The sequence below is a fragment of the uncultured Microbulbifer sp. genome, assembly GCF_947498635.1.
GTDB lineage: Bacteria > Pseudomonadota > Gammaproteobacteria > Pseudomonadales > Cellvibrionaceae > Microbulbifer > Microbulbifer echini.
In genome coordinates this window covers 1-25,552 of the sequence record NZ_CANMKV010000020.1, presented here as the reverse complement: position 1 = coordinate 25,552, position 25,552 = coordinate 1, and the positions used below count along the sequence as shown (strand labels likewise).

General features: G+C 49.1%; 19 protein-coding genes and 1 pseudogene. 13 read left to right on the top strand and 7 right to left on the bottom strand.

The window, feature by feature from the left end; translation table 11 throughout:
* Positions 1–17 precede the first annotated feature (17 nt).
* The 3 genes from Q1A69_RS11810 to Q1A69_RS11800 all read left to right on the top strand — a co-directional run bounded on the left by Q1A69_RS11810 (position 18) and on the right by Q1A69_RS11800 (position 2,958).
* Complete coding sequence (locus Q1A69_RS11810) at positions 18–1,412, top strand: aminotransferase class V-fold PLP-dependent enzyme (RefSeq protein WP_299585498.1); 1,395 nt, start codon at positions 18–20, stop codon at positions 1,410–1,412.
* Positions 1,413–1,608: 196 nt separating this feature from the next.
* Positions 1,609–1,944, top strand: coding sequence for a hypothetical protein (locus Q1A69_RS11805; protein ID WP_299585496.1), 336 nt, complete (start codon positions 1,609–1,611; stop codon positions 1,942–1,944).
* Between the two features lie 69 nt (positions 1,945–2,013).
* Positions 2,014–2,958 (top strand): alpha/beta hydrolase, encoded by a 945-nt coding sequence (locus Q1A69_RS11800; RefSeq protein ID WP_299585613.1) that lies wholly within the window; start codon positions 2,014–2,016, stop codon positions 2,956–2,958.
* Between the two features lie 59 nt (positions 2,959–3,017).
* Here Q1A69_RS11800 and Q1A69_RS11795 read toward each other — a convergent pair whose 3' ends face one another.
* The gene (locus Q1A69_RS11795; protein WP_299585494.1) at positions 3,018–3,788 is read right to left on the bottom strand and encodes a DUF2884 family protein; all 771 of its coding nucleotides are present in this window, start codon (positions 3,786–3,788) and stop codon (positions 3,018–3,020) included.
* A gap of 198 nt (positions 3,789–3,986) precedes the next feature.
* Between Q1A69_RS11795 and Q1A69_RS11790 the strand changes: the two genes are divergently transcribed.
* Entirely contained in the window at positions 3,987–6,380 is a 2,394-nt protein-coding gene (locus Q1A69_RS11790; RefSeq protein WP_299585492.1) for a zinc-dependent metalloprotease, read from the top strand.
* Positions 6,381–6,468: 88 nt separating this feature from the next.
* On the opposite strand, the gene Q1A69_RS11785 is transcribed toward Q1A69_RS11790, so the two are convergent.
* Both Q1A69_RS11785 and Q1A69_RS11780 read right to left on the bottom strand, forming a co-directional pair.
* The gene (locus tag Q1A69_RS11785) at positions 6,469–7,293 is read right to left on the bottom strand and encodes a transglutaminase domain-containing protein (RefSeq protein WP_299585490.1); all 825 of its coding nucleotides are present in this window, start codon (positions 7,291–7,293) and stop codon (positions 6,469–6,471) included.
* Between the two features lie 4 nt (positions 7,294–7,297).
* On the bottom strand, positions 7,298–7,528 hold the full coding sequence (locus Q1A69_RS11780) for a DUF350 domain-containing protein (protein WP_299585488.1): 231 nt from the start codon (positions 7,526–7,528) through the stop codon (positions 7,298–7,300).
* Between the two features lie 144 nt (positions 7,529–7,672).
* Here Q1A69_RS11780 and Q1A69_RS11775 point away from each other — a divergent pair, with 144 nt between their 5' ends.
* The 5 genes and pseudogenes from Q1A69_RS11775 to Q1A69_RS11755 all read left to right on the top strand — a co-directional run bounded on the left by Q1A69_RS11775 (position 7,673) and on the right by Q1A69_RS11755 (position 13,986).
* Entirely contained in the window at positions 7,673–8,560 is an 888-nt protein-coding gene (locus tag Q1A69_RS11775; protein ID WP_299585486.1) for an SPFH domain-containing protein, read from the top strand.
* Between the two features lie 697 nt (positions 8,561–9,257).
* Positions 9,258–9,494, top strand: a complete 237-nt coding sequence (locus tag Q1A69_RS11770) for a hypothetical protein (protein WP_299585484.1) — start codon at positions 9,258–9,260, stop codon at positions 9,492–9,494.
* A gap of 274 nt (positions 9,495–9,768) precedes the next feature.
* Positions 9,769–9,996 (top strand): hypothetical protein, encoded by a 228-nt coding sequence (locus Q1A69_RS11765; RefSeq protein ID WP_299585482.1) that lies wholly within the window; start codon positions 9,769–9,771, stop codon positions 9,994–9,996.
* Positions 9,997–10,867: 871 nt separating this feature from the next.
* Positions 10,868–12,562: a hypothetical protein gene (locus Q1A69_RS11760; RefSeq protein WP_299585480.1), complete on the top strand. Its 1,695-nt coding sequence runs from the start codon at positions 10,868–10,870 to the stop codon at positions 12,560–12,562.
* Positions 12,563–13,347: 785 nt separating this feature from the next.
* A pseudogene (locus Q1A69_RS11755) lies at positions 13,348–13,986 on the top strand (glycine betaine ABC transporter substrate-binding protein).
* 100 nt (positions 13,987–14,086) lie between these two features.
* On the opposite strand, the gene Q1A69_RS11750 reads toward Q1A69_RS11755, so the two are convergent.
* A complete protein-coding gene (locus tag Q1A69_RS11750) occupies positions 14,087–14,380 on the bottom strand; it encodes a putative quinol monooxygenase (RefSeq protein ID WP_299585478.1) in 294 nt (97 codons plus the stop codon).
* Positions 14,381–14,574: 194 nt separating this feature from the next.
* On the opposite strand from Q1A69_RS11750, the gene Q1A69_RS11745 reads away from it, so the two are divergent.
* Positions 14,575–15,516: a LysR family transcriptional regulator gene (locus Q1A69_RS11745; RefSeq protein ID WP_299585476.1), complete on the top strand. Its 942-nt coding sequence runs from the start codon at positions 14,575–14,577 to the stop codon at positions 15,514–15,516.
* 96 nt (positions 15,517–15,612) lie between these two features.
* Here Q1A69_RS11745 and Q1A69_RS11740 read toward each other — a convergent pair whose 3' ends face one another.
* The 3 genes from Q1A69_RS11740 to Q1A69_RS11730 all read right to left on the bottom strand — a co-directional run bounded on the left by Q1A69_RS11740 (position 15,613) and on the right by Q1A69_RS11730 (position 20,941).
* Positions 15,613–17,115, bottom strand: a complete 1,503-nt coding sequence (locus Q1A69_RS11740) for a S8 family serine peptidase (protein ID WP_299585474.1) — start codon at positions 17,113–17,115, stop codon at positions 15,613–15,615.
* 330 nt (positions 17,116–17,445) lie between these two features.
* Positions 17,446–20,265, bottom strand: a complete 2,820-nt coding sequence (locus Q1A69_RS11735; RefSeq protein ID WP_299585472.1) for a pitrilysin family protein — start codon at positions 20,263–20,265, stop codon at positions 17,446–17,448.
* A gap of 277 nt (positions 20,266–20,542) precedes the next feature.
* Positions 20,543–20,941, bottom strand: coding sequence for a globin (locus Q1A69_RS11730; RefSeq protein ID WP_299585470.1), 399 nt, complete (start codon positions 20,939–20,941; stop codon positions 20,543–20,545).
* A gap of 464 nt (positions 20,942–21,405) precedes the next feature.
* Between Q1A69_RS11730 and Q1A69_RS11725 the strand changes: the two genes are divergently transcribed.
* From Q1A69_RS11725 to Q1A69_RS11715, 3 genes are all read left to right on the top strand, one after another.
* Positions 21,406–22,569 (top strand): phosphoglycerate kinase, encoded by a 1,164-nt coding sequence (locus Q1A69_RS11725; protein ID WP_299585468.1) that lies wholly within the window; start codon positions 21,406–21,408, stop codon positions 22,567–22,569.
* 86 nt (positions 22,570–22,655) lie between these two features.
* Positions 22,656–23,720: a class II fructose-bisphosphate aldolase gene (gene fba / locus Q1A69_RS11720; RefSeq protein ID WP_299585466.1), complete on the top strand. Its 1,065-nt coding sequence runs from the start codon at positions 22,656–22,658 to the stop codon at positions 23,718–23,720.
* 120 nt (positions 23,721–23,840) lie between these two features.
* Positions 23,841–24,821 (top strand): alpha/beta hydrolase, encoded by a 981-nt coding sequence (locus tag Q1A69_RS11715; RefSeq protein ID WP_299585464.1) that lies wholly within the window; start codon positions 23,841–23,843, stop codon positions 24,819–24,821.
* Positions 24,822–25,552: the final 731 nt, after the last annotated feature.

Below are 25,552 nucleotides of genomic sequence, written 5' to 3'. Positions count from 1 at the left end.
AAGTGTGAGGCGAATAAATGAAAAAGAATAAAATGACCAGTAATTTGAAATCTTTAAAGGCTCTGTCTGAGGCAAGTCGATGTGCTGAGGAATATATATCCAAAATTCGCGAGCGAAGAGTCAGTCCATCACCTTTAGATTTGAGTGAGCTGGAAAGATTAAACTCCTCCCTGCCTCACAAAGGGCAAGAGGCGCAACAGGTGATTGCAGAGCTCCATCATTACGCCTCTCCCGCTACTGTGGCGAGTACCGGTGGTCGCTTCTTCGGTTTGGTGGTCGGGGGCTCTACCCCGGCAGCAATGGGGGCCTCTATTTTAAATGCGGCCTGGGACCAAGTGGCGGTACTGGAATCATCGGCACCCTCGGCAGTTTACTTGGAGCGCATTGCCGCTCAGTGGCTACTGCAATTGCTGGAGTTACCGGAAGAAAGTAGTGTTGGATTTACCACTGGCTCCTCTATGGCGAACATGGTTTGTTTGGCTGCAGCACGCAACCATCAATATGAGAAACTGGGTATTGATCTGGCGAAAAAGGGGCTAGCCGGAGCACCCCCGCTGAGGATTATTGTATCTGAAGAATCCCATGTCACAGTGCATAAAGCTTTGTCGATTCTTGGAATTGGTACAGACCAATTGGTGAAAGCTCCCTGCGACAATCAGGGCCGAGTGCTTGTAGGTTCTTTCCCCGAGTTGGATGAAACCACCATCGTGTGTTTGCAGGCAGGCAATGTAAATTCCGGTCATTTTGATCCTTTTGAAGAAATCATCCCGAGGGCCAAGGCGGCTGGAGCCTGGGTACATGTGGATGGCGCCTTTGGCTTGTGGGCGGCGGCTTCACCTAGGCAGCGATACCTAACTGCGGGAGTGGCGTTAGCGGACTCCTGGACGGTTGATGGGCACAAATGGCTGAATACACCCTACGATTGTGGTGTTGCTATCTGTCGCGAGGCCCGGGCGGTGCACTGTGTTATGACTACACAGGCGCCTTATTTACTGTCTGGAGTCCAGGTGCCACCGAAGGATATGGTTCCTGAGTTTTCCCGCCGCGCCCGGGGCGTTGAGGTTTGGGCGGCGATTCAGGAAATGGGCTGTGAAGGCGTGGCTAATTTGGTGGAGCGGTGCTGCGATTTTGCCCGTCAGTTTGCCGACGGCCTAGCCAATTTAGGCTTTGAGATTCTCAATGCAGTGGTGCTGAATCAAGTGGTCGCGAGCATCAATGACGAATCCGCGTTGCAGCAGATTGTAGGTATTGTGCAGGAGGAAGGCGTGTGCTGGTTCGGTACGACCGTGTGGCGGGATAGAATGGCTTTACGTCTCAGTGTCTCATCTTGGGCTACCACGGCGGAGGATATTACTTTGTCATTGGACTCTATCCGCCGGGCGATGGAACAGGTGCTTGAGTTTAAGGAATAAATTCGGCTTGTAACTCGGTAGTTCGTGTGTACAAGGCCTGGCACTGTCGCATTACACGCGGGCAATACTTACTAATCCTCGCTTAAGCTGCTTATCTGATGGATTTAGAACCCCATTGCTGAATGCAATCTATTCTTCTGGTTGGCCCACAGGTTTTTAAAATGGGCAGAACTGGGTAAATGGATACAGGGAGTAAATGAGCGATTATCCTCGGGCCTTGGAAATTACCTTCGACTCAGTGCGTAATGTTGGCTTGGCGGCAGCCTTGCTGGGGGCAGCCGCGGTGATGACTCAGGTTCCCTCCCTTGCTTTTAATCTCACCTGGCTGGCCTATACCGAAGCGGTGCTGTTGGCGGGCTTATCTGCTGTATTACAGCTGTTAAATCTTGGCGCCTGGTTCCTATCCATGCGTCACCTGGGGTACAACCGGTTTTGGCTAATTCTGGTCGGTGGTCTCTTTATGATTTTATTGATGCACTTTTATGTGGCTGTAGCCTCGACCAGTCTCAAAGGGCTGACATTTCTTCGATAAACTAATAATTTTGGGGTCACGCTGTCTTCTTAAACAACCAGCGCGGGCTAGGGAGGCCCTGTCGTGATTATGGCATTCTGGATTGTCCTTATACTTCTGCTGATTTTTATCTGGTTACTGGGAATCGCGTTTTTCAGCCCTAGTCTGAGCCGCAACGAATTGTCCCGTTTTTCCTACAACCAGTTAGCTTTTGCCGATGGTTTTTCGGTGAACTATCGGGAAGTAGGCAGGGAGGGGCGCCCACTGCTTTTGTGTTTTCATGGTGGTGGGGACTCCTTGGGGGGCTGGGGGGAGTGGGCAAAAGTGTTGGCTAGGGATTACCACTTGATATTGGTGGATCTTCCAGGCCACGGTCTGACAGATCCCTTGCCGGGGGGAACCTATACGCCTAAGCACCTGGCGGATTTTATCGCGCGGTTTATTGAGGCAATGGGGTTGCAGAGGTTTGTTCTTGTTGGTCACTCCTTTGGAGGCAATGCGGTACTGCGCTACTTGATTGAACACCCCGATACTGCTGAGGCCGCAATCTTGATTGCACCGGGCGGTTATCAATGTGACAAGGGGCTGAAAATGCCTGCCTCTATGGCGCGTTTCGCACTCAGTCACTGGGGGCGACGCTTTGTTTCTCATTTGGGTAGCCGTGGGCTGTTTAGAAAACTGTTAAAAGCCCGGTTTTTCTATAATCCAAATGCTGTACCGGAAAAAATGGTGGACCGTATTTACCTACTCTCGCGTTATAAGAAAAGTCGTGGCACGGCTATTAATCTTGTCGCTAATGCTACAGTCAATTTCCAACCGCTTTTAGGGCTTGAGCATATACAAACTCCTGTTTTGTTTCTCTGGGGATCAGAAGATCAAATTATTCCGCTAGAGGTAGGTGAGTATTTTTCTCATGAAATACCGAATAGTAAGTTGATTGCTTACGAAAAAGTCGGGCATATGACCCATGTGGAGCACGCGAAGGGAAGTGTTCGCGATGCAAAGCAATTTCTTAAAAAATTGCAACTGCAATAAAAAAGGCCGCAGAGCGGCCAGGCTTTGGGGGATAAAATTAAGACCGGTTGGCACTAATACTATTTGACCAGATCATAGTCGCCCAGCTCGGGTACGGCTTGATGTAATTGTGTTTCCAGTTGGTCAATGGACTGCAGAGAGGCACAAAGTTGCTCGGCAGTTTGCTCAATCTGTTCTGCGCGATGTTCCAGTAACTGTTCCGCCTGTTCGGTAGCGCGCTCCTCAATACTCTGTCCTCCGGTGAACGCGGCCTTGAGAGCGTGCCAGGCAATAGTACCCGCGGCATCCTTGGCCAGGCGTTCGATACGGGGCTCAAATTCTTTGGAGATTGTCTCGTCAATAAAGTTGCCAATCTCAGTATCGCCGAGATAGTAGACTTCCCCTTCGCGATTGAGGCGATCCTCGGTGCGCTGAATTAAATCCACAGAGAATTGTTTCAGCTCCTGATTCTCCGGGTGATCCGGGCTCGCCAGGGCGCTGATAGCGATAGACAATCCGTCCATGGCGATATCTACGGCTTCCAGTGTCACCAAAAGGGTGTCACGGCCGGCGAGGTGCAGTTTTTGGCGATACTCCTGCAACAGTTGTTGTTGTTGGGTATCCAGAGTTACCGGGCTTCCATTTACCTGCAGCTGTGCCGGTGAGTGGAAGTACACCAATTGTTGCTTATCACTATCCTCGTGTACTTCGAAGAAGTCGGGTCCCACTTTCACTGTGTAGTCGAGCGTTGACTCACAGTTGTCGGTATCGATATGAATGGATTCGTGTGCCATGACCTGGCCTGCTCCACCCAAACCAATCAGTGTTGAAATCGCAAATGGTTTCCACATAGTTCAATCTCTGTTTTTCTGCCTTTCCCTTTCAGACGAGATTGAAGGTGCAAATGGATGCAGCGTATAAGAAAACTTTTCAGCCTGTTTTTTGTGCAGATTGGGGTTACTCTAAGTGCTACTCTTGGCCACAATCCAGATGTGGTCAGGGCACCGCAGAGTATTGGCTTTTAATAATTAAAAATTGGGGGACGGCAAATGTCATTCAGCAGGCATTTGATGGCGCTGTGCTTGGTGCTGTTAAGCACCGTGGCTCGAGCCGAGAATATCGTCGAGTACACGACGGATATGCGTAAATACAGTGGGTATCACAATTTCTACTGGGACGAGGGCAGCGGCCGAGTACTATTGCAGATCGATATGTTTGAGCGTGAGCTGCTACTCCTCACCGGTCTGGCTCAGGGGTTGGGGTCTAACCCCGTGGGCTTGGACCGCAACCAGGTGGGTGAGAGCCGTTTGGTGAAGTTCCAGCGTGTGGGTAATAAGGTACTGTTGCACCAGGTAAACGCTCACTATCGTGCTGAGTCTGAAAACCTGGCAGAACGCCGCGCGGTGGAAGAGGCTTTTGCCTCTTCAGTACTCTGGGGATTTGAAGTTTTAGCACAAAATGATGGTTCTACATTGGTGGACTTCACCCCCTTCTTGCTGAGCGATCAGCACGGTATTGGGGCCCGCCTAAAGCAGGCGGAGCAGGGCAGTTATTCTGTGGATAAATCGAAGTCCGCGATCTTTTTGCCGCGCACTAAGAATTTTCCCAAGAACAGCGAGTTTGAGGCTCAGCTGACCTTTTCCGGTAGCAAGCCGGGTAAATATTTGCGCGAGGTGGTACCAACCCCGACTCTGGTTTCCCTACGCCAGCATATCTCCTTGATTGAACTTCCCGATCGAGAGTACCAGCCGCGGGTGTTCCACAGTCGCAGTGGCTACTTCCCCTTTATGTATCGCGATTACGCAACCGCAATCGACCAGCCTCTGGATCAGCGCTTTATCTACCGTCACCGGCTCGAGAAAAAATCGGGTAGCAATGAGGTGGTTGAACCTATCGTTTACTATGTGGACTCCGGTGTTCCGGAGCCAGTCCGCAGCGCACTGGTAGAAGGTGCCAGCTGGTGGAACCAGGCTTTCAGCGCTGCCGGTTATAAAAATGCTTTCCGGGTGGAGATTCTCCCGGAAGATGTGGACCCATTGGATGTGCGCTACAACGTGATCAACTGGGTGCACCGCGCGACCCGCGGTTGGTCTTATGGCTATTCTGTGTTTGATCCGCGTACCGGTGAAATCCTGAAGGGAAACGTCACCCTGGGTTCCCTGCGAGTGCGCCAAGATTTCCTAATCGCCCAAGGACTTTTGCAGCCTTATACGGATGAAGCAGTAGATACCGCGGCCTTGCAGGCTATGGCGCTGGCGCGTATTCGCCAACTGTCCGCCCATGAAGTGGGCCACACCTTGGGGCTGGCCCACAATTTTGCTGCCAGCGCCGAGGAGCGTGCCTCGGTGATGGATTACCCGGCACCATTGGTTTCCCTGCTGGGGTCAGAATTGGATTTGTCCAACGCGTACGCATCCGGAATAGGTGCATGGGATAAGTTGGCAATCCGCTATGGCTACGGTAGTGGCGATGAGGAGCAGTCTTATTTAACGAAGGTCATTGCCGAAGCCGGTGAACAGGGATTGCGTTTTATCTCTGACCCGGATTCCCGCGCAATCAACAACGCCCATGCCACATCCCACTTATGGGATAACGGAGTAGAGCCACTGGCGGAATTTAATCGTTTGATTGAGCTGCGTCGTTATGCCCTGGAAAACTTCTCGGGTGCGGCAAATCCCACTTCAGCGCCACGATCAGATCTGGAGGAGACACTGGTACCTGTTTACTACGGGCACCGCTACCAGGCCGAAGCTGTGGGTAAGTTGATTGGTGGTCTGGATTACGATTATCTGTATAACGACGCTGAGCAAAACAGTTACACCCTGGTACCGGCGGAGCGCCAACAGCAGGCGATAGAGACGTTAGTGGCTACCCTGTCACCAGAGTTCCTGGTGCTGCCGGAACAGGTTCTGCAATTAATTCCGCCCAAATCTTATGGCTATGAACGCACAAGGGAGAGCTTTCCCTCTCATACCGGTGTGGCTTTCGATGCGGTGGCCCTCGCCGAGGCAGCGGTGGGCCACACCTTGTCTATCTTGATGGACCCGCAGCGGGCAGCGCGTATGAATCAACAGAGTGCTCGCAGCAGTGAGATTCCCGCGTTCGATACCCTGTTGGAGCGACTGACCGCGCTATCCCTGAATAGTGCACAGTACAGTGGACTTCAGGCGGCCGTTCATCAGCGCACCAATCATGTCTATATCCAGTATCTGATGTTACTCGCCAGTAACCGCAACGCTGCGGAGTCGGTGCGCGCCAAGGCACAGTTGCAACTCGCTAAATTTCAGCTGGCGCTGGGGAAGAGAAAATTATTTGGTGAGGATGCTGAAGGGTATAGCGCGCACTATTATTTCCAGGCTAAGCGTATTGAATCTTTTATGCGTGGAGAGCTGGAAGTAAAAGCCGGGGATATCAAAGCGATGCCGCCGGGTTCGCCGATTTAAGCTGTCTCCAGCAACGGGGCTGCAGGGCCTGAGTTTAGAATAAACGCACCCGGAAATAACACACCGGGTGGATCCTCCCAGGGTCAAATCAACTGCGAATAAACTGGGATTTTTTAATCCAGTGGCGACCGCGATACTTTCGCGTGGGCGTGGAATTGCGTTTCGCCCAGAAAAAGTTGCGATTGAACTGAAATTCCACCTCATAGCCCTCGGTCAGGGCGGCTAGGGGCATTGCTTGCCAGCTGGCTTCGCGGCGCTTGCTGGTGGCTTCCAGCAGATATTCTTGGCCATCCACAATAGCCACCACCCAGGCGTGCCCCTGCCCCCGGTGAGTACCCAGCGCCACCCGCGCATCCACTCCCAGTTCAATCAGCCAGTCGGCTAGTAAAATGGCGTGGTCTTCGCAATCGCCGCGTTTTTGATAATAAGCCTGGCGCGAAGTCTGCCAGATATCGGACAGGCCGGCGTATTGCAGGTGGTCGTACTGATATTCCTTCTGCATGGCCAGTGTGTAGAGTGGCACCCAGAGTTGCCGGGTTTGGAAAGGTTTGAAACCCACCAGATAACTATTGGCAAAATGGTGTTTGTTATCCAGGCCTCGCGCTGAAGCGGTTACCGCCTCGAAACCCTGCCAATTCCAAATTGAAACGTAGGCGCTCTCTTCCAGAGTGCGTTTGGCCACCACCTGCTGGACAGTTTCCTCCGGCAGGGGATTACTGGTACCGACGACTCTCACGATACCGTATTGACGATCCTGAGCCGCTGTGGCGGTTGAATCATAAATTCTATGTGCGGAACTGAGGGATTCCTCTGCAGAGAAGCTTTCCGTCGGCCTGTGTATTGTTTTACGGAGAATTTCCGGCAGCATTAGCAGCGCAGAGAACACTAATAACGGGGCGACCCATCTGCGCACGGCTCTATCCTTTCAGTCCGAAGGAAATAATGATGGCGACAAAGATCAGGATTGTGGAGGCGAAGATGGAAACTGCAATATTGCCATTTTTCAGTTCGCCCTCGATATCGACTGTGCGCAGTAGTTTTTTATCGATAGTGATCAGTGCGATGATTCCAATAAAAAGTGCCAGCATTGTGTAGAGCAGGTTAATGCCGAGATTAAAAAGGGTTGCGGTGACAAATTCCAATTGCATATCTTTATTTCAAACAGTTAATAGGAATATGAGCTTGGGCTCATTTGTTTGGCGTCGATTGTAGCATCTTTCAGCGGATTACTCTTTCTTGTCGTCGTCGAACAATTGCCATATCGTATTTCCTTTCATTGATTGGTGTTTATGATGCGTTTTGTAGTGGTTTTCGGTTTGTTGGCCTCCTTTCTATTACTTTCTGCTTGTGGTGAACGGGTGGAAGTGCCGCCGGCCCATGTGGGCAAAATATTGACCAAGAATGGATATAAGCCCGAAGTGGTACCACCTTCCAAGTTTCGTCTGGATATGTGCATATTCTATTGCGATAAGCTGGTCACGATGACGATTGCGGATTTTGGGCATTTGGAAAAATTTAAAGTCTTTATGCCGAAAGATCAGTTGAATATGAGCTTTGATGTGCGTATGACCGGTGCGATCAGTAACGATGTTATTGATCATGTATTTGATCGTATTCCGCCGGTGAACAATAATATTTCTGTTAATCATGTCTACGGAACTTATGCCCAGCCCGTAATACGGGATGTGGTGCGCCGTGTCGTGGCTAAGTATTCCATAAATGAAATTGCCTCAAGCCGGGAATCCCTGAGTCATGAGTTGTTTGGTGAAGTATCCAAGGCTTTGAAGGGAACCCCCATTGAAATTAAACGCCTGGGCCTGGCGGATATACAATTCCCCAAGGTGATTACACAGGCTAAGGAGCGTGCCGCTGAGCGCCGCGAGTTAATAGAGCAGGAAAAGGCGCAGTTTAAAATTCAAAAAATTCAAATGGAGCGGGATCTGGAGCGGGAAAAGATGAATCGTGCTATTGCCCGTGAGAAAGCGATTGGACAAAAGGAGGTCAATGATCTTCTGGCAAAATCGGTAACCGATAAATACTTAGCCTATCGCACCCTGGAAGTGCTGGATAAAATGGCTGAATCGAATAACAAGGTCTTTCTACCGGTAGAAGCTTTAGGCACCATTGGTATGCAGCATGCCATTTTGAATGATCAGGTCAAGCAGGTCGCGGGAAAATAAAGAGATGAATAATAGAGCCGAAAGTGATTTTGGCTCTATTGTTTAAGTCTGCATTTTGAGCGGATATCTATCCGGCTATCTGTTGTTTTTTATTTATAGTTTAAAGGAATAATATTCTGAGCCCTTTTAAGAATACCTCTTAGAGATTGGGGTGGGCAATCTTACAAGTTGTGATGTTTAGGATTTGGTAGCATATAATAATATCTGCATGAAACACAAACCAACAGAGTTGCCCTTTTCTGTTTGTCAATACTTCGGACAGTTTTAAGGGGCGAAATAGGTAGGAGCCACGGCCAGATACTGAGAAAATAAGGTTCTCACATCACATCAAAATAATACCTGCCCATGGAAGGTTTAGTAAAAACTATTTTCGCTCAAATATCCAATATTAAAAGATCGCAAAGAAAACTCATGCTTACACCTTTTCCGCCCTGATGGTATTTTAGGGAAAAGCAACCTATCTAAACATGGGGCGATACAGTTCTGCCAGTGAGAGACGCTTTTGTCGCTGGTCTAGTAGATATTTTGATTTCGTCCAGTTCAATAAAAACTATTTACACAAGAGTTTCCTCACATCCAGGAGCGTGTAGCTGCCATAGATAAAAACTTTGTTAGTAAGTCAGGCTATAAAACAGAAGGGTTAGGGTGGTATTACAACGGCAGTGCTGAAGAATTTCAGCGTGGTCTCGAAATTTCCTTGAACAGTATCACTGATCTGAAATCGAATACTGCCTATACCTTGGATAGTCTGCAGGCAATAGATGAAGGGGACCGATCTCGAATTGAGCTCTATGCCGATCATGCCGTCAAAGTTGCAGTAGCAATTCTTGCGCTTGGTATGAAATATCTAGCTGCAGATGCCTATTATAGCAAGGTGAAGTTTGTTTCAGCCATCATTCCAACGGGGTTGAGCATTGTGGGAAGTTGCGAATAGATGCAGGCTTACAGTGGTTGTACGAAGGGGCGTACAAAGGCTCGGGTCGTTCTTAGAAATATGATGGCAAGGTTGATTTTGATATGGACGTACATCGTTTTGACTAGGTTGGTGCTCTAAATAAAAGAACTGAAGTATATACGAAAACTGTTTATGCCAATTTTTAAAACGAACCATTCGTGTTGTGATGTTTAAATTCATAAAGGACGGCAGAGATGTAAAACAGCACACTGGTCTGGCTCATTGTCAGTCAATCCGAAAAGAGGCGATTAACATGCATGTCAATGCATCATTGGCGACTCTGAATTTGCTGAAAATCGAAGATAGAAATACGAAACAAACGGGTGAGATTGTGGTCATTTCAATTGCTATCTGGAAGCGTCCCAAGTTCAATCAGCACCTTATGGATAGAGTTTTTGATGAGTTAGATTTAGACCAAAGTTGTGACAAAGTTGCCCGTATTTACGAGCGGTATGGTGACTACAGGACTATGGCGGCATGAAACTGTCCGAAGTGTTGTAGTTATTCAAGAAATTGTGAATCACATTCTTTCATAAAAATATACCCTCAAATTCGGACATATATCTAACCACTTTAAGACTTATCGTTCGGTTTTTTTGAAACCACTGTTCTAATTTATGGGACAAAACTCTCTTTATCTAAAAAAGTTTACTCTATCAAGTGAATCTTGTAGGCTTTTTGAAAATATCAGTACATCAAGGTACGTATTTGATTTTAGGTAGCTTATATAATCTCAGCTGCGATATGAGCGGGTTGTGGTTTATAAATTAAAGCCAAAATTTATGTTTATAAGCGCTACTATGAATCCTGTTGGGTTTTGTATTAGCTTGGCACTTTATCTGGTATACGGAGTAAATAGCTAAAGTCAAACAATGAAAAGTATAAAATATGAGGGTTAAAGAGAAATTTATCCTAAGTTTAGAGTTTTTACTTCCGGCTGGTGAAGTAAGTAGGATATATATAAATGCCTGCTCGACAGAGTATTTCCTTTCAATCTTCTTTTATGCCGATCGTTTCAGTGTTGAAATCCTTGCGGGTTGTTGCGAGTTCAGCAAGTGAGCCCCTTAACCTTAAATTTTTATCAATTATGCATCCCAGGCCTTTAACCTTCTCAAGGCCCTGAAAAGAAATCAAATTTTGGTGTATGAAAGGGATGCTTGTTTATGGATCAAGTCGACCGTTATTTTGATTTTATTTTCCGCATTACTTTTTGTTGGAGAAATTTTAGTGCTAAGAATGATGCTAGAGAGAATTCGCATTGTCTGTATTAAAGGTAAAAATTTTATCTGCTCCAGCGCAAAGAGTGAGAAAGTTTTGAAAAACAATACGATGACTTATAAGGAAAACATAGGATGAGATTTAATATCAACGTAGCAATCTTGATATTTAGTGCATCGCTTTCAGGGTGCAATGGATCTTCGAATGGGGGAGATGGTACAGATACTGGCACTGGGCTTAAAGCCGCTATCATTGAGGCCCACTATGAGCAACCCAAAACGCTAACCTTTCGCTGGAGTGATGTTTCTGGGGCAACTTATTATCAGCTATTTGAAAATTCTGATGGTCACTCTGGGTTTGAACCTGTTGGAAATCCTATTACGCCAAAAACAGAATACACTGAATTAGTGGTACCTTTATTCAAAAGGATTAACGCCCAATACTTATTACAAACTTGTGATGATCAGAGATGTATCGATTCTGAAACAGTAGCGATTGATCAGGAAGTGATAGGTAGTATCGGTTATTTTAAACCTAGTAATACGGATGCTGGTGATCAGTTTGGTTGGGATCTAGCAATTAGCGATGATGGCAATCTGCTTGCAGTAAGTGCCCCTTCCGAAGATAGCGGTGGTGATCAAGAGGATAACCTGACATCTGATTCAGGTGCAGTTTATGTTTTTTCTCGGGAAGATGGTGAATGGGCACAGCAAGCCTATCTTAAGGCTCCTGATCCTCAAGGAGCTGCACAGTTTGGAACCGCGTTGAGCCTTAGCGATGATGGTAATACGCTTGCAATAGGGGCGTTCAAGGAGAACGGGGAAAAGGATAATTTTGCTGCGGGTGCTGTTCATATTTTTTCCCGAAGTAATGAAGGTTGGGTCCACAGCACCCGACTTCAAGCTGACAATCAAGGAAATGATGATCTATTTGGTCATGCCCTTAGCCTAAGTGGAGATGGTTCTACTTTAGCTGTAACCGCACCTAATGAAGACGGTGGTATTGATGGCGAATCTGGCGATGATATTGAAGATTCTGGAGCGGTATATATGTTCCGTAATGAGGAGGGAGTCTGGTCACAGTATGCCTACATTAAGGCTACTGATAGTTCTGCGGGATTAGGTTTTGGTGCTTCGATAAGCCTGGATGATGCTGGGGCTTCACTCGCAGTTGGAGCTTATGCTGATAATGCGGGTGCAGGTTCCGTTTATCTATACCAGTTGGATGGTGATTCCTGGGTGGAAGATAGCAAGATATCGGCTAGTAATGCATTTGCTGGTGATAGATTTGGTTTTTCGCTCAATTTAAGTGGTAATGGAAAAACTCTAGCTGTTGGCGCCCCATTACAAGATGGATCTAATGAAAATCACGATGATCAAAATGGATATGACAATGGCGCTGTATACATTTTTTCGCGAAATGAAAACTCCTGGCAGCAAACTGCCTATTTGAAAGCTGCCAATACTGATGCAAATGATATGTTTGGAGAGGTACTAAAGCTGAGTGATGATGGCAGCCTTATAGCTGTGGGGGCAATGCGGGAGGATAGCTCTAGCCAAGGATTTTTTGGAGATAATACAGACAGCTCTTCAATTCGATCAGGCGCAGTTTATACCTATATATTTAATGGTATAGACTGGTCTAGCGAAGCTTATATTAAGGCGAGCAACACAGACTCGGGAGACTATTTTGGTGCATCTATTGCGCTAAGTGGAGATGACGCTAGTTTAGCAGTAGGGGCGACCGGTGAAGAAGGTGCCGATAGCGGTTTGCTCGCAAGTCCTGAGAGCAATGAGGCCGATTTTGCAGGAGCGGTCTATATGTATTGATTAGACTGGAAGTAACTATTCTTGATTGAGTTCTGAATGCGATTTATTTATATTATGAATTTTATTGTTTGATAATTCATAGAGTTGTTATCCTCAATATAAATTATAGGTAGCTTATATAAATCAAACTATTTTGCTGGAGCAGCAACATATCTAGATTTGTAGCGAAAATTTAGCTGGATAGTGAAAGAAAAGAATGTCTTGAAAATCTATAGCTCTCTTGAAGCCTGATCTTGCAATCAAATTTTGATAATAGGGTATCTACAAGGGAGCTATTTTTCTCAGCCGCTTCACGAAATTTTTAGTTTCTATCGAAGCTTATTTCTGGCTTGACGGCAGAGAAAATGAAAAATAAGAAAAGAAAAACAACGCTTACTAGCATTAGCTTAACAATACTCCGGACTGTTTTAGCCCAGTAATTTCGAGGGCTGCAGCTCAAAGGGTAGTTATTGGCAGATCAGGGCTACCTTCGACTTGCGATAAAACAGCCCTCCGGGGCTCAAGCCTTATAGATTCAGGGGCTCAAGCCCCCTAAAACTGTCCGAAATATTGGTTCGTAAAAGTCGGTAGAAAGTAAATTTTCATTGAGTTTTTTAAAGACTATGGAGACCCATGGGTATCATTGTCTGATTGGTAGATGCCCATTTGGCAGAATGAACTGTAGATTGTTTTTATTTTTTAAAGTGATGGTGATGCGACCAATACGCGTTGGTCATATAGACCTCAGTTTTCACGATGCTAGTGCCAGAGAGGTTGAAAAAATCCTATAGGATTTTGGACATCGAGTGCAGCGGTATACCGCCTCACATGAAGTGATGTTTTCAATGTTGGGTAGTGGCCAAGTGGACATGCTGGTGTCGGCCTGGCTCCCCGCTAGCCATCAAAAGTATCTCACCCCGATGGAGCATGTTGTTCGCAAATTAACCGTGCTGTATAAGCCTTTTTGTATTTGGGGAGTTCCAGAGCATATCCCGGCAGAGGAGATTCGTGCCGTCGGTGATCTTTTAAAACCAGAAGTGTTAGAGAAAATGAGCCAGCGTATTCAGGGCATCAACCCGGGCGCGGGTATCAGCCGTTTTTCTGTCAAAATGATCGATGCCTACTGACTAGGGGATGCTGGATATTATTTCCGACCAGGGACTGAGACTGAATGCTTTGGGCGTTTCAAGGAGGCGGTTAATTCTGGAGAGTGGATCGTGATCCCCCTTTGGCATCCGCAGTTTTTACATCACCGCTTTCAGATACGGGCGCTTGAGGAGCCCGAGGGCCTGTTGGGCGGTACTGATAAGGCAACTCTGCTGACCCGCAAGAGTTCTGAGATGTTTATTGGGGAAAAGGCATTAAAAGCCTTGAAGCAGCTATATCTGGGCAATGAGCGGGTGAGCGAGCTGGATGATTTGCTGCAGTCAAAGGATTCTTCGTAATCCGTCTTATCCTTACGCCAGATATTTCAATGGTTAGGGCTTTTTACTGTTTTTCAGATTGATAAAGCCGGGTATTCCCGGCTTTTGGTAGAGATCAGGCTTAGTTCTCTATTTCGCTCATTTCATTGAGAGTAAACACATCAACGGCTCCATCGGTTGCCCGCATGTATTCTTTTAGATGGGTGTTGTTCATATGGGTTTGCCAAAGATCGCGGCTCTCCCAATTCTCAAAAAAGAGGAAATGTGCTGGGTTATCATTGTCCTGGTGCAGGTTATAGCTGATGCAACCGTCTTCCGCACGCGTGGTGTCGATCAGTTTAAGAAGTTCTGACTTCACCAGATCGACCTTATCGGCCTTGGCTTTGATATTTGCCACAATAGTCAGTTTGCTCATCCTCGATTCCTCTTATGTCCTGTTGGTTGGGGCTATATGTAGGTTATCCAAACGAGTCGGAGTAAGCCGAACAGCAGCCATCGGGGCATTTCACCCTTGCCTGTCTCTTGGATAGAGTGCAGTCATTTTAGACGTAGATTACCAATTCAAAAACGTTACAATCTTTGATTCTTTATCAAAAAATAATTGATAATATGCAGATCGAAGATCTCAATGTGATCCTTAAAGTAGCCGAATTTCGCAGTATCACCGCCGCTGCGGCTAGTTTGGATATGCGCACTGCGACAGCGAGTGCGGCCATCAAGCGTGTCGAGCGTGCTCTGGGGGCAGACCTATTTATTCGCACGACCCGGCAGTTACGTCTTTCAGCGGCAGGCGAGCGCTTTATTCCAAAATGTGAGGAAGCGTTGCTCACCCTGGTTTTGGCGAAGCAGGATTTGAAGGCGGACACCACAGAGCTCGCCGGAGAGCTGCGTATAGGCTTGTCTTCGGACCTGGGGCGCAACCTTGTGGTTCCCTGGCTGGATGCCTTTCAGGATCTGTATCCGGGAATCTATTTGAAAGTCAATATCAGTGATAGCCAAGTGGATTTTTATCGGGATCCGGTGGATGTGGCCCTGCGCTATGGTCCCCCTGGAGATAGTAATCTCTATGGTTTCAAAATATGTGATTCACCGCGATTACTCTGTGCCGCGCCCGATTATCTTGCGCGCCATGGAACTCCCAAGCACCCCGATGATTTGGCGAGGCATAACGGCCTTTTTTATCAGTTACACGATATTGTGCACAATAATTGGGAGTTCACCGCCAGAGAGCAGCTATTTCGAGTTCGTATGCATGGGGATCGCGCTTCCAACGATGGGGATCTAGTGCGGCGCTGGTGTGTCGCTGGACGTGGGCTGGCAGTTAAGTCGAGCCTGGATATGGCGAGAGATTTACTGAAAAACACCGTTGTGGCGGTGATGGGGGGGTATCAAGCGGAGCGTACGGAGCTCTGGTTAGTCTGTCCCGGCAGGCAGTCGATTACACCCACTGTGCGCCTGATCAGGGATACCCTCCGGGAGAAGTGCGGCGGTGTGCTGGAGCAGCTGGTGAGCAAGAACATTTTGCCGGAAAACAGTTTTTCAGTAGGTTGAGGGGGGACGAGAGAGTTTGCCACGCGTACCGGGCGCAATTGCCCGGTACGCGACGGGTAGTGAGCGCTGGCTCTCTACCCGCGGATTACAGTGCTGTTAAATGGAGCCGGTGCAACCGTTGGCAGCCAGATAGTCAAAAGCTGCTTTGGCTTGAACCAGCCCATGACCATAGGCATTGTCGCGGCCTGTTTCTCCAAGATCTTCTGCCGTAGCCTTTAAGGCTGCGCGGACCTCAGAGTTACTGCAGTTGGGGAAGTGGCTCCATACCAGGGCGGCCACGCCGGCAACATGGGGTGTCGCCATGGAGGTACCATTAAAGTAGGCATAATCCATCGCCTCTGTCTCAATGGTGGCACTGGCGCCCAGTTGCGACAGTAGGGCATTGCCATCGGTATCGGAGATGCCTACGGAGGGAATATGTGTTGCCACACTTCCGTGAGTACCGAACAGTAGTCCGGGTTCGTTGTTGTAGATAATCGCGCCAATGCCGCCCCCGGCCTCACAGTTCAGCACTTTTTCCGCAAAGCTGATGTTCCCGCGTTGAATTAGGCAGATTTTACCGGCCGCGCTCACGCATGCAGATTCGGCGGTGTCACAGTTCTCCAGCGCTCCACTGATCGCTGCGATGGGAGTACCTGTTATGGCCGCCGCTTCGACCTCAGCGCCGGCTACTTCTAAGGTAGCAGCCTGGCCACTGCCAGTAGGAATGGAGGAGAGTACCTGAACCCCTGGTCCGGCCAGCTCAACTTGATTTGTTTTTTGAGAGAAGCCAGCGACTTTTTTGTCGCTGTCGATGGCGGCTACGGAGACAACGGAATTGTAAGAGGCGGGGTAATTATGGCGAGTATTACCATCGTTACCCGCTGCGGCAATTGAGAGAATGCCGCGTTGATTGAGATTGTCGAAGCCGCGTCTCTCGAAGAAGTTGGCCCGATCGCCCCCCAGGCTCATATTGATTACATTGGCGCCATTGGCCGCACACTCTTCCGCAGCGGCGATTAGCGAAGAGGAATAAGCCCAGCCATCAGCGCCAAAGACTTTGACGATATGCAGGTTAATATTACTGCTGGGCATTACCCCTACAACACCTGCGTCGTTATTCATTGCGGCGATGGTGCCGGCCACATGGGTGCCGTGACCATTTTGATCCTCGTACCAGTTACCGGCACCATCGGGATCGCTACTACCGGTAACCGCATTACCGGAGAGGTCCTCGTGGGCCAAATCGTAACCGGAGTCAATAATACATACGGTGCGGTTACCTGCCTGAAGGTCACTGAGTTGGTCTGCTTGTACCATGGGAATACCGTACGGCATTTCCTGGGATAGGGGGTAGCGTTTCAAATCTTCTTCGATAAAAGCAACATTTGGATTCCTGCGCATTGCCATTAGCGCCTTTGCCGGCAGGTGGGCGGCCATGGCATTGTGGTTGCGAATTTCAAGGGCTTTGCGCCCTCCATTTTGTTGCAGCAGAGATCCGACCATCTCCCCCTTGCCTTCCTTAAAGGTGACAATATAGCGTTTGTCTTCGGCAGTGGCCGTGGCTGCAAGGCTAAAAGCCAGGGCGCTGCTGGCAAAGATTGAAAGGACCTTTTTCATAAGTTACTCCTTAACAGATGTTATTTTATTTTTTTGAGGAGGATAAAATCCCTTCAGGAAGTAAATCCCGCCCCTCCCCGTTGGGGAAAATAACAATGTTTTAGTTTTAGAGAAATAAAAAACACTGTTTTTATTTAAGAAATTACAGAATTACATCTTTATAAAAAATTGGCGGTTTTTTCATTGAGAGATTGTGGCGCGCAATCGTTTCTGTATGGCGGGCGTTCAATTTAGAAGGGAAAATATATAAAGTCTTACTTGGGGATAATCTATTGGGTATTTGACAAACCCCAGACGTTTGGTGAAACGCCTGGGTTTGTTTAATAGTGTTTAATTAATGCTTGCTTTTTCGATGGGCTGCCCAGCGTGGTTGAGTTCAATGATTGGGCCAATATTAAGTGCGCTAATTCCCGCCTCAATTTTTCGTTTGTCGCCCACAATTACCCAGGTAAATTGTTCGGGTTTTATCGTATTTAGGGCCATTTTGTGAATGGTGGGTAGGTCTATATTGTGGATTGTATTTGCATAGCTATCCATGTAGTCCAGAGGGCGGTCGTAAGTAATCATGCCTGAGATTGCGCTGGATACCGCTTTAATCGTTTCGAAACTGCCTGGTAATTCATTAATTCGTTTCTCTTTGATTTTTTGCAGCTCACTTTCCTGCGCAGGTTTGGTACTGATATAGGCGCGTAACTCGGTGTATAGCTCGACCAGGGATTCACTGGTTTTGTCGGTCTGTACTGGGGCATAAATCATCAACGGTTGCTGCCCCTTGGCGCCCGTCATAAAGGAATAGGCGCCATAAGCCCAGTGTTTATCTTCGCGTAGGTTCATATTGAGGCGCGCGGTAAAAGTTCCGCCGAAGATATCATTCATCATATGCAGCGCATCGCGCTCGACGATTTTCTCTGAGGGCGCGAGCAGTCCGCCAATAATGATACTTTGTTCGGCTCCGGGTTTATCGATCAGGTAGATATTGGCTTGCTGGGGGTGGGCTACCTCGGTGAGTTTTTTCTGGAGAAGTGGATGCTCAGGTGCTGCCCAGTCGGCAAAGTGCTTTTCCAGTTTTTGTGTTAACGCTTCCAAGGTGATGTCACCGACGGCAATCAGAGTGGCATTGTCAGGGCGCAGCCAAGTTTGGTGGTAACCCACGAGATCATCGCGGTTGAGGGATTGTATCGAGGCTTCGGTCCCGGACCCGGTGAATGGCACGCTGTAAGCGTGGCCCTCACCATAGAGCAGTGGGGGCAAGCTGCGCAGCGCCATTTGCACTGGGCGGGTTTTTTCTTGCTGAATATCTGCGATCCAGCGCGTTCGCTTGCGCTCTATTTCATCCTCAGAAAAGGCTGGGTGCATAACGATGTCGGCGAATAGCGCTACGGAATCGTCGAGATTGTTTTTTAGTGTATTGAGGCTAACCGTAGAGGTATCGATATCCGCACTTGCGCTGATACGCGCTCCCAGCATTTCCTCTCTAGCGCTAATCTCCAGCGCATCCCATTTATTCGTGCCCTCTTTAAGCATGGACATGGCGTAGCTGGAGGTGCCCAGTTTGTTACCCTGGTCGGCCGCATAACCGGCATCAAACTGTAGCTGAATATCCACAATCGGAACCGCGTGGCGTTCCGCCAGCACCACTCTCAGTCCATTGGATAGCTTTGTGGTTTGTAGCTTGGGGAAAGGCACGCTAGGGAAAGTGCCTGTTTCAGGGAGTTTGGAGCGGTCAGCTCCACTTTTCGCGACGCTGTATTCGGGGAAGGGGAGCACCTCGAGGTTGTAATCACCGCTGGATAGCCATTTCCGTGCAGCCGCTCGCACTTGCTCGGCGGTGATTTTTTGCTTATCACCCAAGGCATCCAAATAGGCATTGGGGTTATTCAGGTAGAGCTCACCGCGGGCGAGTAGGACCCCTTTGCCGCTCCAGCCGCCCACCTGCTCAAGGTTGCGCACGAGAGCAGCGTATTCATTCATATTAACGCGGGCTAATTCATCCGCAGAAGGGCCCTCTTTGAGGAAGCGTTGTAATTCCTCTTTAATTGCTGCTTCAACCTCGGCAAGTTTCACTCCCGGCTTGGCGTCGGCAGTAATGGGGAATATGGAGGAGAGTTCGAACTCATGCAGCCCAACGCTGACGTTGGTGGCTATTTGATCCCTATAAACAAGGCGCTCATAGAGGCGTGAATTCTTGCCATCGCCGAGTATTGAGGCAGCCAGAGCAATCGCTTTGGCATCTTTGTGGGCAAGGTTGGGGGTATTCCAGACTTTATAAAGGCGGGGTTGGGCAACACGGTCAAACATCTGTTCGCGGGTGGATTGCTCCCGCTTGGCAATCCAGGCTTTTTTCTTGATTAAGGGTGGCCCGGCGGGGATGTCTCCAAAGTAATGGTTTACCTTATCTTTGGCAGTTTCTACATCGATATCACCAGCCAGTACCAGCACGGTATTGGCGGCGCCATAGTACTGTTTAAACCATTCATGCACGTCCTCAATAGTTGCGGCATTGAGGTCTTCCATAGACCCTATAGTGGTCCAGGAGTAGGGGTGGCCTGCGGGAAATATCGCTTTTTGCATGCGCTCCCAGACCTTGCCGTAGGGCTGATTTTGTCCCTGGCGTTTTTCGTTTTGTACAACGCCGCGTTGCACATCGAGTTTTTCCCGGGTGATAACTCCGAGCAAGTGCCCCATTCGATCGGATTCCATCCACAGGGCCATATCGAGGGCGTTTTTTGGTACGGTTTCGAAATAGTTTGTGCGGTCCAGCCAAGTGGTGCCATTCATTCCGGTTGCACCAGCTCGCTCAAAAGGTTTGAAATATTCGTCGTTGTAATTTTCCGATCCGTTAAACATCAAGTGCTCAAATAAATGGGCAAAGCCGGTGCGCCCTGGCTTTTCATCTTTGGAGCCCACGTGATACCAAACACCGACAGAAACAATCGGGGCCTTGTGATCCTCATGAACGATAACGCGAAGACCATTTGGCAAAGTGAACTTTTCGTAATCAATAGAAAGTGGGGCTTTGGTATTGGCCGTTGAGATTAAAGTGGAATCGGTTTCATTTTGTGAGCGTTTTCGATCTAACGGCGCTTCACCGCAGGCGGATATCGCCAGAGACAGTGCTAGAAGCAAGCTGTACTTTCGTACTGGTTTCATAGGAGGTCCTTGTCAATTAATCCATAGTTCTGGCGTTCGATCAGGCTCTATCCAGAGAGAACCAGCAATGTGAACTGCCCGTTATGAATGTCCGTAAAGACATTCGCCTTTTGCGAGTTGCCATTCCTTTTCGAGCATTACCTGGGACCATAATTCCAAGTTATATCTCATAGGTTTAATTTGGCTGTACTGAAAAGGTTTTATATAGATTGAAGGAGCACATGGCAAACACATGGGTTTGTGCGCGTCAGGCTCCCTCTAATGTTTGGCAGGATGCTCAGTAGGCCTGACGAATGATATCAATGCCGGGGGTAATGGCACGGTTCCAGGCGGCCTCGACTTCCGGGGAAAATTGGCTGTCGTGCTGTCGCAGAGTGGCCATCAGGGCATCCAGCCACAGGCGGTACCACTCCGGTCGGATATTGTAGCCCGTGCGGTCGTGGCTCTTGCCCAGAGCGCGTAGTTTGGTATCGGACATACCGCGGGCGTAAAGCACCAGTTGCATAATGCCATTGCGCAGTAGGTGGCGCTGGGCTTTCATATCCGTATTGGCGAACAGTTCGCGGATATCAGCGGAGCTACCCATAAACCGATCGTAAAAATCCTTAAAAAAATCCTCGCTGTTACAGCAGCGCCCGTAACTTTGAAAAACAATATCGCTATCCGATGGTTCCATACGTAAGAGACCTCCTTAGTCAATCCGTCGGTGCCGTGGCACTTTTCCGGTCTTGTCGAGTTGTGCTTTTGGGGAAGGGGCCGCGATTCTAGCGGTGTGGTATTTATGCGAAAAGAACTTTTGTATCAATGAGTTATACAAGGAGAGGGTGTGGCCGGGCTGTTGCTCACCAAGCAGTCACGCTCGAGGGGGAATAACCAAGTGGCACATAAGTCTCTAAGGCCCGACTGGATAACGATGCTGCACAGCATGCCGTCGGTTTATGCGGGTAGTAGGGGTTGAAGTTGGCATTTGGTGTCCGCGGCCGTACTCGATGAACTACAGCGATCTGAACGCCCAGCTTTCTCAGTTTTTATCGCTGAGTCTGCCAAGTTTTTCCTTGTTTCCTGTCGGCAGCAGTGCAGCGCAGTTGATATACTCCGCGCCCATATTTTCAGTTAATCGAAGTAGAAGAGGATTGGTGAATGGCGGTCAAATTGATGACAGATCTGGAGCTTGCGGGTAAGCGCCTACTAATTCGCGAGGACCTGAATGTACCGGTAAAAGACGGCCGGGTAACCTCTGACGCCCGTATCCGTGCGGCACTTCCCACTATCCAGGCCGCCATTGATGCAGGTGCGAAAGTGCTATTGATGTCCCACCTGGGGCGCCCCACCGAAGGTGAATATGCCGAGGAATTCTCCCTGGCTCCCGTAGCGGCCCACCTGGGGCAACTGCTCGGTCGCGAAGTGGCTCTGATCAGGGAGTGGCGCGATGGGGTAGCGCTTGCGGATGGCGCGGTAGCTCTGCTTGAAAACGTGCGTTTCAATGAGGGCGAGAAGAAAGATAGCGAAGACCTGGCGAAGGCCTATGCGGCACTGTGCGATGTGTTCGTGATGGATGCCTTCGGTACCGCCCACCGGGCCCAGGCCTCTACGCACGGTGTGGCCAAGTTCGCACCGCTGGCTTGCGCCGGCCCCCTGCTTGCCACCGAGCTGGATGCCTTGAAAAAAGCTCTGGCAGAGCCGGCGCGCCCACTGGTTGCGATTGTCGGCGGCTCCAAGGTTTCCACCAAGCTCACCGTTCTTGAGAGCCTGGCAGACAAAGTGGATCAGTTGATCGTGGGCGGCGGTATTGCCAATACTTTCCTCGCCGCCAGCGGCAAACCGGTGGGTAAGTCCCTGTGTGAGCACGATTTGCTCGACACCGCCAAGAGCCTGATGCAGAAGTGCGATATTCCGGTACCTGTTGATGTGGTGACGGGTAAGGAATTCAGCGAGACCGCTGCAGCCGAAACCAAGTCGGCTGATGCGGTGACCGAAGACGATATGATTTTTGATATCGGCCCTCAATCTTCCGAGAAATTGGCAGAAATTCTGAAAGGCGCCAAAACCATTATCTGGAATGGCCCGGTGGGGGTGTTCGAGTTCGACCAGTTTGGTGCGGGCACTGAGCATCTGTCCAAGGCCATCGCCGGCAGCGATGCTTTCTCCATCGCCGGTGGCGGTGACACCCTTGCCGCTGTGGATAAATATGGCATCGCCGATAAGGTGTCCTATATTTCCACTGGCGGCGGCGCCTTCCTGGAATATGTTGAGGGCAAGAAACTACCGGCCGTTGCGATTCTTGAGTCCCGCGCCGACGATTAAATATCGAATAATGCTCTCCGCTAACCGCGGAGAGTGATAAAAGCAAAAAATACAAATACGACGAGTAGACGAGAAAGGAATTTATTATGGCTCTTATCAGCCTGCGCCAATTGCTGGACCACGCCGCCGAGTATGGCTACGGTGTGCCGGCATTTAACGTGAACAACCTGGAGCAGATGCGCGCGATTATGGAGGCGGCCAAAGAGACCGACTCGCCAGTAATCGTGCAGGCTTCCGCCGGTGCGCGTAAATACGCCGGTGCGCCTTTTCTGCGCCACCTGATCCTCGCCGCAATCGAGGAGTTTCCGGAGATTCCGGTGGTGATGCACCAGGACCACGGTACCAGCCCCGCCGTGTGCCAGCGCTCAATCCAGCTGGGTTTCAGTTCGGTAATGATGGACGGTTCCTTGAAAGATGACGGCAAGACGCCGGCTTCCTACGAGTACAACGTCGAGGTTACCCAGCGCGCAGTGGACATGGCCCACGCCTGTGGTGTCTCCGTTGAGGGTGAGCTGGGCTGTCTGGGTTCCCTGGAAACCGGTATGGCCGGAGAAGAAGACGGTGTTGGCGCCGAAGGTAAGCTGTCCCATGATCAGCTACTGACCGATCCGGAAGAAGCTGCGGACTTCGTACAAAAAACCAAAGTGGATGCTCTGGCAATCGCCTGTGGTACCAGCCACGGTGCTTACAAATTCACCCGCCCACCAACCGGTGATATTCTCGCTATTGATCGCATCAAGGAGATTCACGCTCGTATCCCAGGCACCCACCTGGTGATGCACGGTTCCTCCTCCGTACCGCAGGAGTGGTTGGCGGTAATCAATGAGTTCGGTGGTGAAATCCCCGAAACTTACGGTGTACCGGTAGAGCAAATTTGTGAAGGCATCAAATACGGTGTGCGCAAGGTCAATATCGATACCGATCTGCGCCTCGCCTCAACCGGTGCAACCCGTCGCTTCCTGGCCGAGAATCCGTCCGAATTCGATCCGCGCAAGTTTTATAAAGCCGCCCAGATGGCAATGAAGGATATCTGTGTAGCGCGCTATGAAGCCTTTGGTACTGCGGGTCAGGCGAGCAAGATTCGTCCTCTTAGCCTTGACGCTATGAGTCAGCGGTATGCTGCGGGAGAGCTGGAGCCGCAAATTAAGTAAGTGGTTACTGTCTTTTAGCCGTATGAAAGGCGGGCCTGGGGCCCGCCTTTTTGTAGTTTAAAGTACCTTTGCCTCACCCTGTCCCTTCCCCCTTGGCAAAAATGCAGTACCATTGGTTCAATGGAAACTTTGCAAGACATTAGCAGCTACGAAAACAGCCCGGTGATTCAGCGCCCGGACTACTCGGCCCTGCGCCAGAAATTGCCGCAACTCGACTTTTCCAACGATGCGGCACCGCTGTTGACCGAGATGCAAGATTATCGAAATTTTTACGACTTGCACTTCCCCCTTTCCTATAAAACCGGGGTCGGCACTTTTAATGCAGCGGGCTTTGAGCTGGTATCTCAATATTGGTTAGTGGAAAACCCCCGCGGCACCTTGTTTATTTGTCACGGCTATTTCGATCATACCGGTATTTATGGCCCGGCGATCCGCTTTGGGCTAGAGCGCAATCTCAATGTGGTGATTTTTGACTTCCCCGGCCATGGCCTTTCCAGTGGAGAGCGGGTCGCCATCCAGACTTTCCTGCAATACCGCCAGGTATTTGACCGGCTTTTGTCTGTAGCTGAAGGCAAGTTACCCAAGCCCTGGCACGCCTTGGGACAGAGCACTGGTGGCGCAGCTTTACTGGCGCACCTGCAGTTCAGTCGCCGGCAACCACTGGATAAGGTTTTTCTACTGGCTCCATTGGTGCGCCCGGCCAACTGGCATCTGGTTAAGTGGAAGTATTATCTGGGGCGCCTGTTTATTAGCGAACCCAGTCGCGAATTCACCATCAATACGCACGATGCCGAGTTTTCCCGGCGGCAGGCCCTACGTGATCCTCTGCAGTCCAGGGTGATTTCCATGTGCTGGCTCGGTGCTATGGTGGACTGGATCAAGACCTTTCCCAAGACCGCGCGCAATCCCCGAAAAATATTGGTGGTGCAAGGTACTGGTGATGGTACGGTCGATTGGCGTTACGACATGCGGGCTATCCGCGACCGCTTTCCGCACTGTCATAGAGTTTTGATTCGCGGTGCCCGTCACCAGATGATCAATGAAACCCAGCCCTATCGGCATCAGATACTGGCTGCTTTGGATGACTGGTTGAATAAGTAGGTTGTTAGAGTCTCTTATTTTCCCTCGTTACGCGATACTTCTTATCGTCGATATTCTTATACAATAAAATCAAAAAGTCTTATTTTTTCTCAAAGGTGAGCATGTTTGCCATTGGCAAGTTTCTCTCTTATGGGGGAGCAATGAGTATTATTGGCTCATAGTTCTTTATCAAAAGTTCGCTCAATGATCCGGGCTAAATTGGCGCTCGATAAATGCGCTTGTAGCCCTGATTTCAATCAATTTATTGTGTTTCTATCTAAATGGAAGCTGTCTAGGTGGCCCTATATACAAGATTGCTGCAAACGATCCTGTGATGGTGATTTCGGTGATCAATCAAAGGCTTACAAATATTGTATTCTTGCTATATCGATGACTACCTTCTTTTATCAAAAGTAAAATGCTAAGAAAGTCAGAGGAATTAGAAATATAGCAAAAGTTAGCAAGGATATAAAAGGTCCGATTAGCATCCTTGGATCAAAGCCCATTGGTAGCTGGTTAATCAATGCCCAGAAATTCAGTTCGATACGGAAAAACCAAGCAGCACTCATAACCAGCCTGAGGCCCCGGCGTTTATCTCGAGAGAAAATTTCCTAAGATGGCACTGCGTAGGGTCAATGCAGGAAATGCCAGAATGAGTTTAGATGCTGAAATAAAATCCTAGATTCCCATAACAACCGACACACTTGGCAATAGCGAGAGAGGCCAGCTGGCTGTAGGCTAGTAAGCTTCCA

Bases quoted from the DNA above. Each gene is read 5' to 3' on its own strand.
- Q1A69_RS11745 (WP_299585476.1), top strand. From the start codon at position 14,575: ATGCAGATCGAAGATCTCAATGTGATCCTTAAAGTAGCCGAATTTCGC.
- Q1A69_RS11810 (WP_299585498.1), top strand. From the start codon at position 18: ATGAAAAAGAATAAAATGACCAGTAATTTGAAATCTTTAAAGGCTCTG.
- Q1A69_RS11735 (WP_299585472.1), bottom strand. From the start codon at position 20,265: ATGAAACCAGTACGAAAGTACAGCTTGCTTCTAGCACTGTCTCTGGCG.
- Q1A69_RS11760 (WP_299585480.1), top strand. From the start codon at position 10,868: ATGAGATTTAATATCAACGTAGCAATCTTGATATTTAGTGCATCGCTT.
- Q1A69_RS11790 (WP_299585492.1), top strand. From the start codon at position 3,987: ATGTCATTCAGCAGGCATTTGATGGCGCTGTGCTTGGTGCTGTTAAGC.
- Q1A69_RS11795 (WP_299585494.1), bottom strand. From the start codon at position 3,788: ATGTGGAAACCATTTGCGATTTCAACACTGATTGGTTTGGGTGGAGCA.
- Q1A69_RS11725 (WP_299585468.1), top strand. From the start codon at position 21,406: ATGGCGGTCAAATTGATGACAGATCTGGAGCTTGCGGGTAAGCGCCTA.
- Q1A69_RS11780 (WP_299585488.1), bottom strand. From the start codon at position 7,528: ATGCAATTGGAATTTGTCACCGCAACCCTTTTTAATCTCGGCATTAAC.
- Q1A69_RS11750 (WP_299585478.1), bottom strand. From the start codon at position 14,380: ATGAGCAAACTGACTATTGTGGCAAATATCAAAGCCAAGGCCGATAAG.
- Q1A69_RS11775 (WP_299585486.1), top strand. From the start codon at position 7,673: ATGCGTTTTGTAGTGGTTTTCGGTTTGTTGGCCTCCTTTCTATTACTT.
- Q1A69_RS11800 (WP_299585613.1), top strand. From the start codon at position 2,014: ATGGCATTCTGGATTGTCCTTATACTTCTGCTGATTTTTATCTGGTTA.
- Q1A69_RS11740 (WP_299585474.1), bottom strand. From the start codon at position 17,115: ATGAAAAAGGTCCTTTCAATCTTTGCCAGCAGCGCCCTGGCTTTTAGC.
- fba (WP_299585466.1), top strand. From the start codon at position 22,656: ATGGCTCTTATCAGCCTGCGCCAATTGCTGGACCACGCCGCCGAGTAT.
- Q1A69_RS11765 (WP_299585482.1), top strand. From the start codon at position 9,769: ATGCATGTCAATGCATCATTGGCGACTCTGAATTTGCTGAAAATCGAA.
- Q1A69_RS11805 (WP_299585496.1), top strand. From the start codon at position 1,609: ATGAGCGATTATCCTCGGGCCTTGGAAATTACCTTCGACTCAGTGCGT.
- Q1A69_RS11715 (WP_299585464.1), top strand. From the start codon at position 23,841: ATGGAAACTTTGCAAGACATTAGCAGCTACGAAAACAGCCCGGTGATT.
- Q1A69_RS11730 (WP_299585470.1), bottom strand. From the start codon at position 20,941: ATGGAACCATCGGATAGCGATATTGTTTTTCAAAGTTACGGGCGCTGC.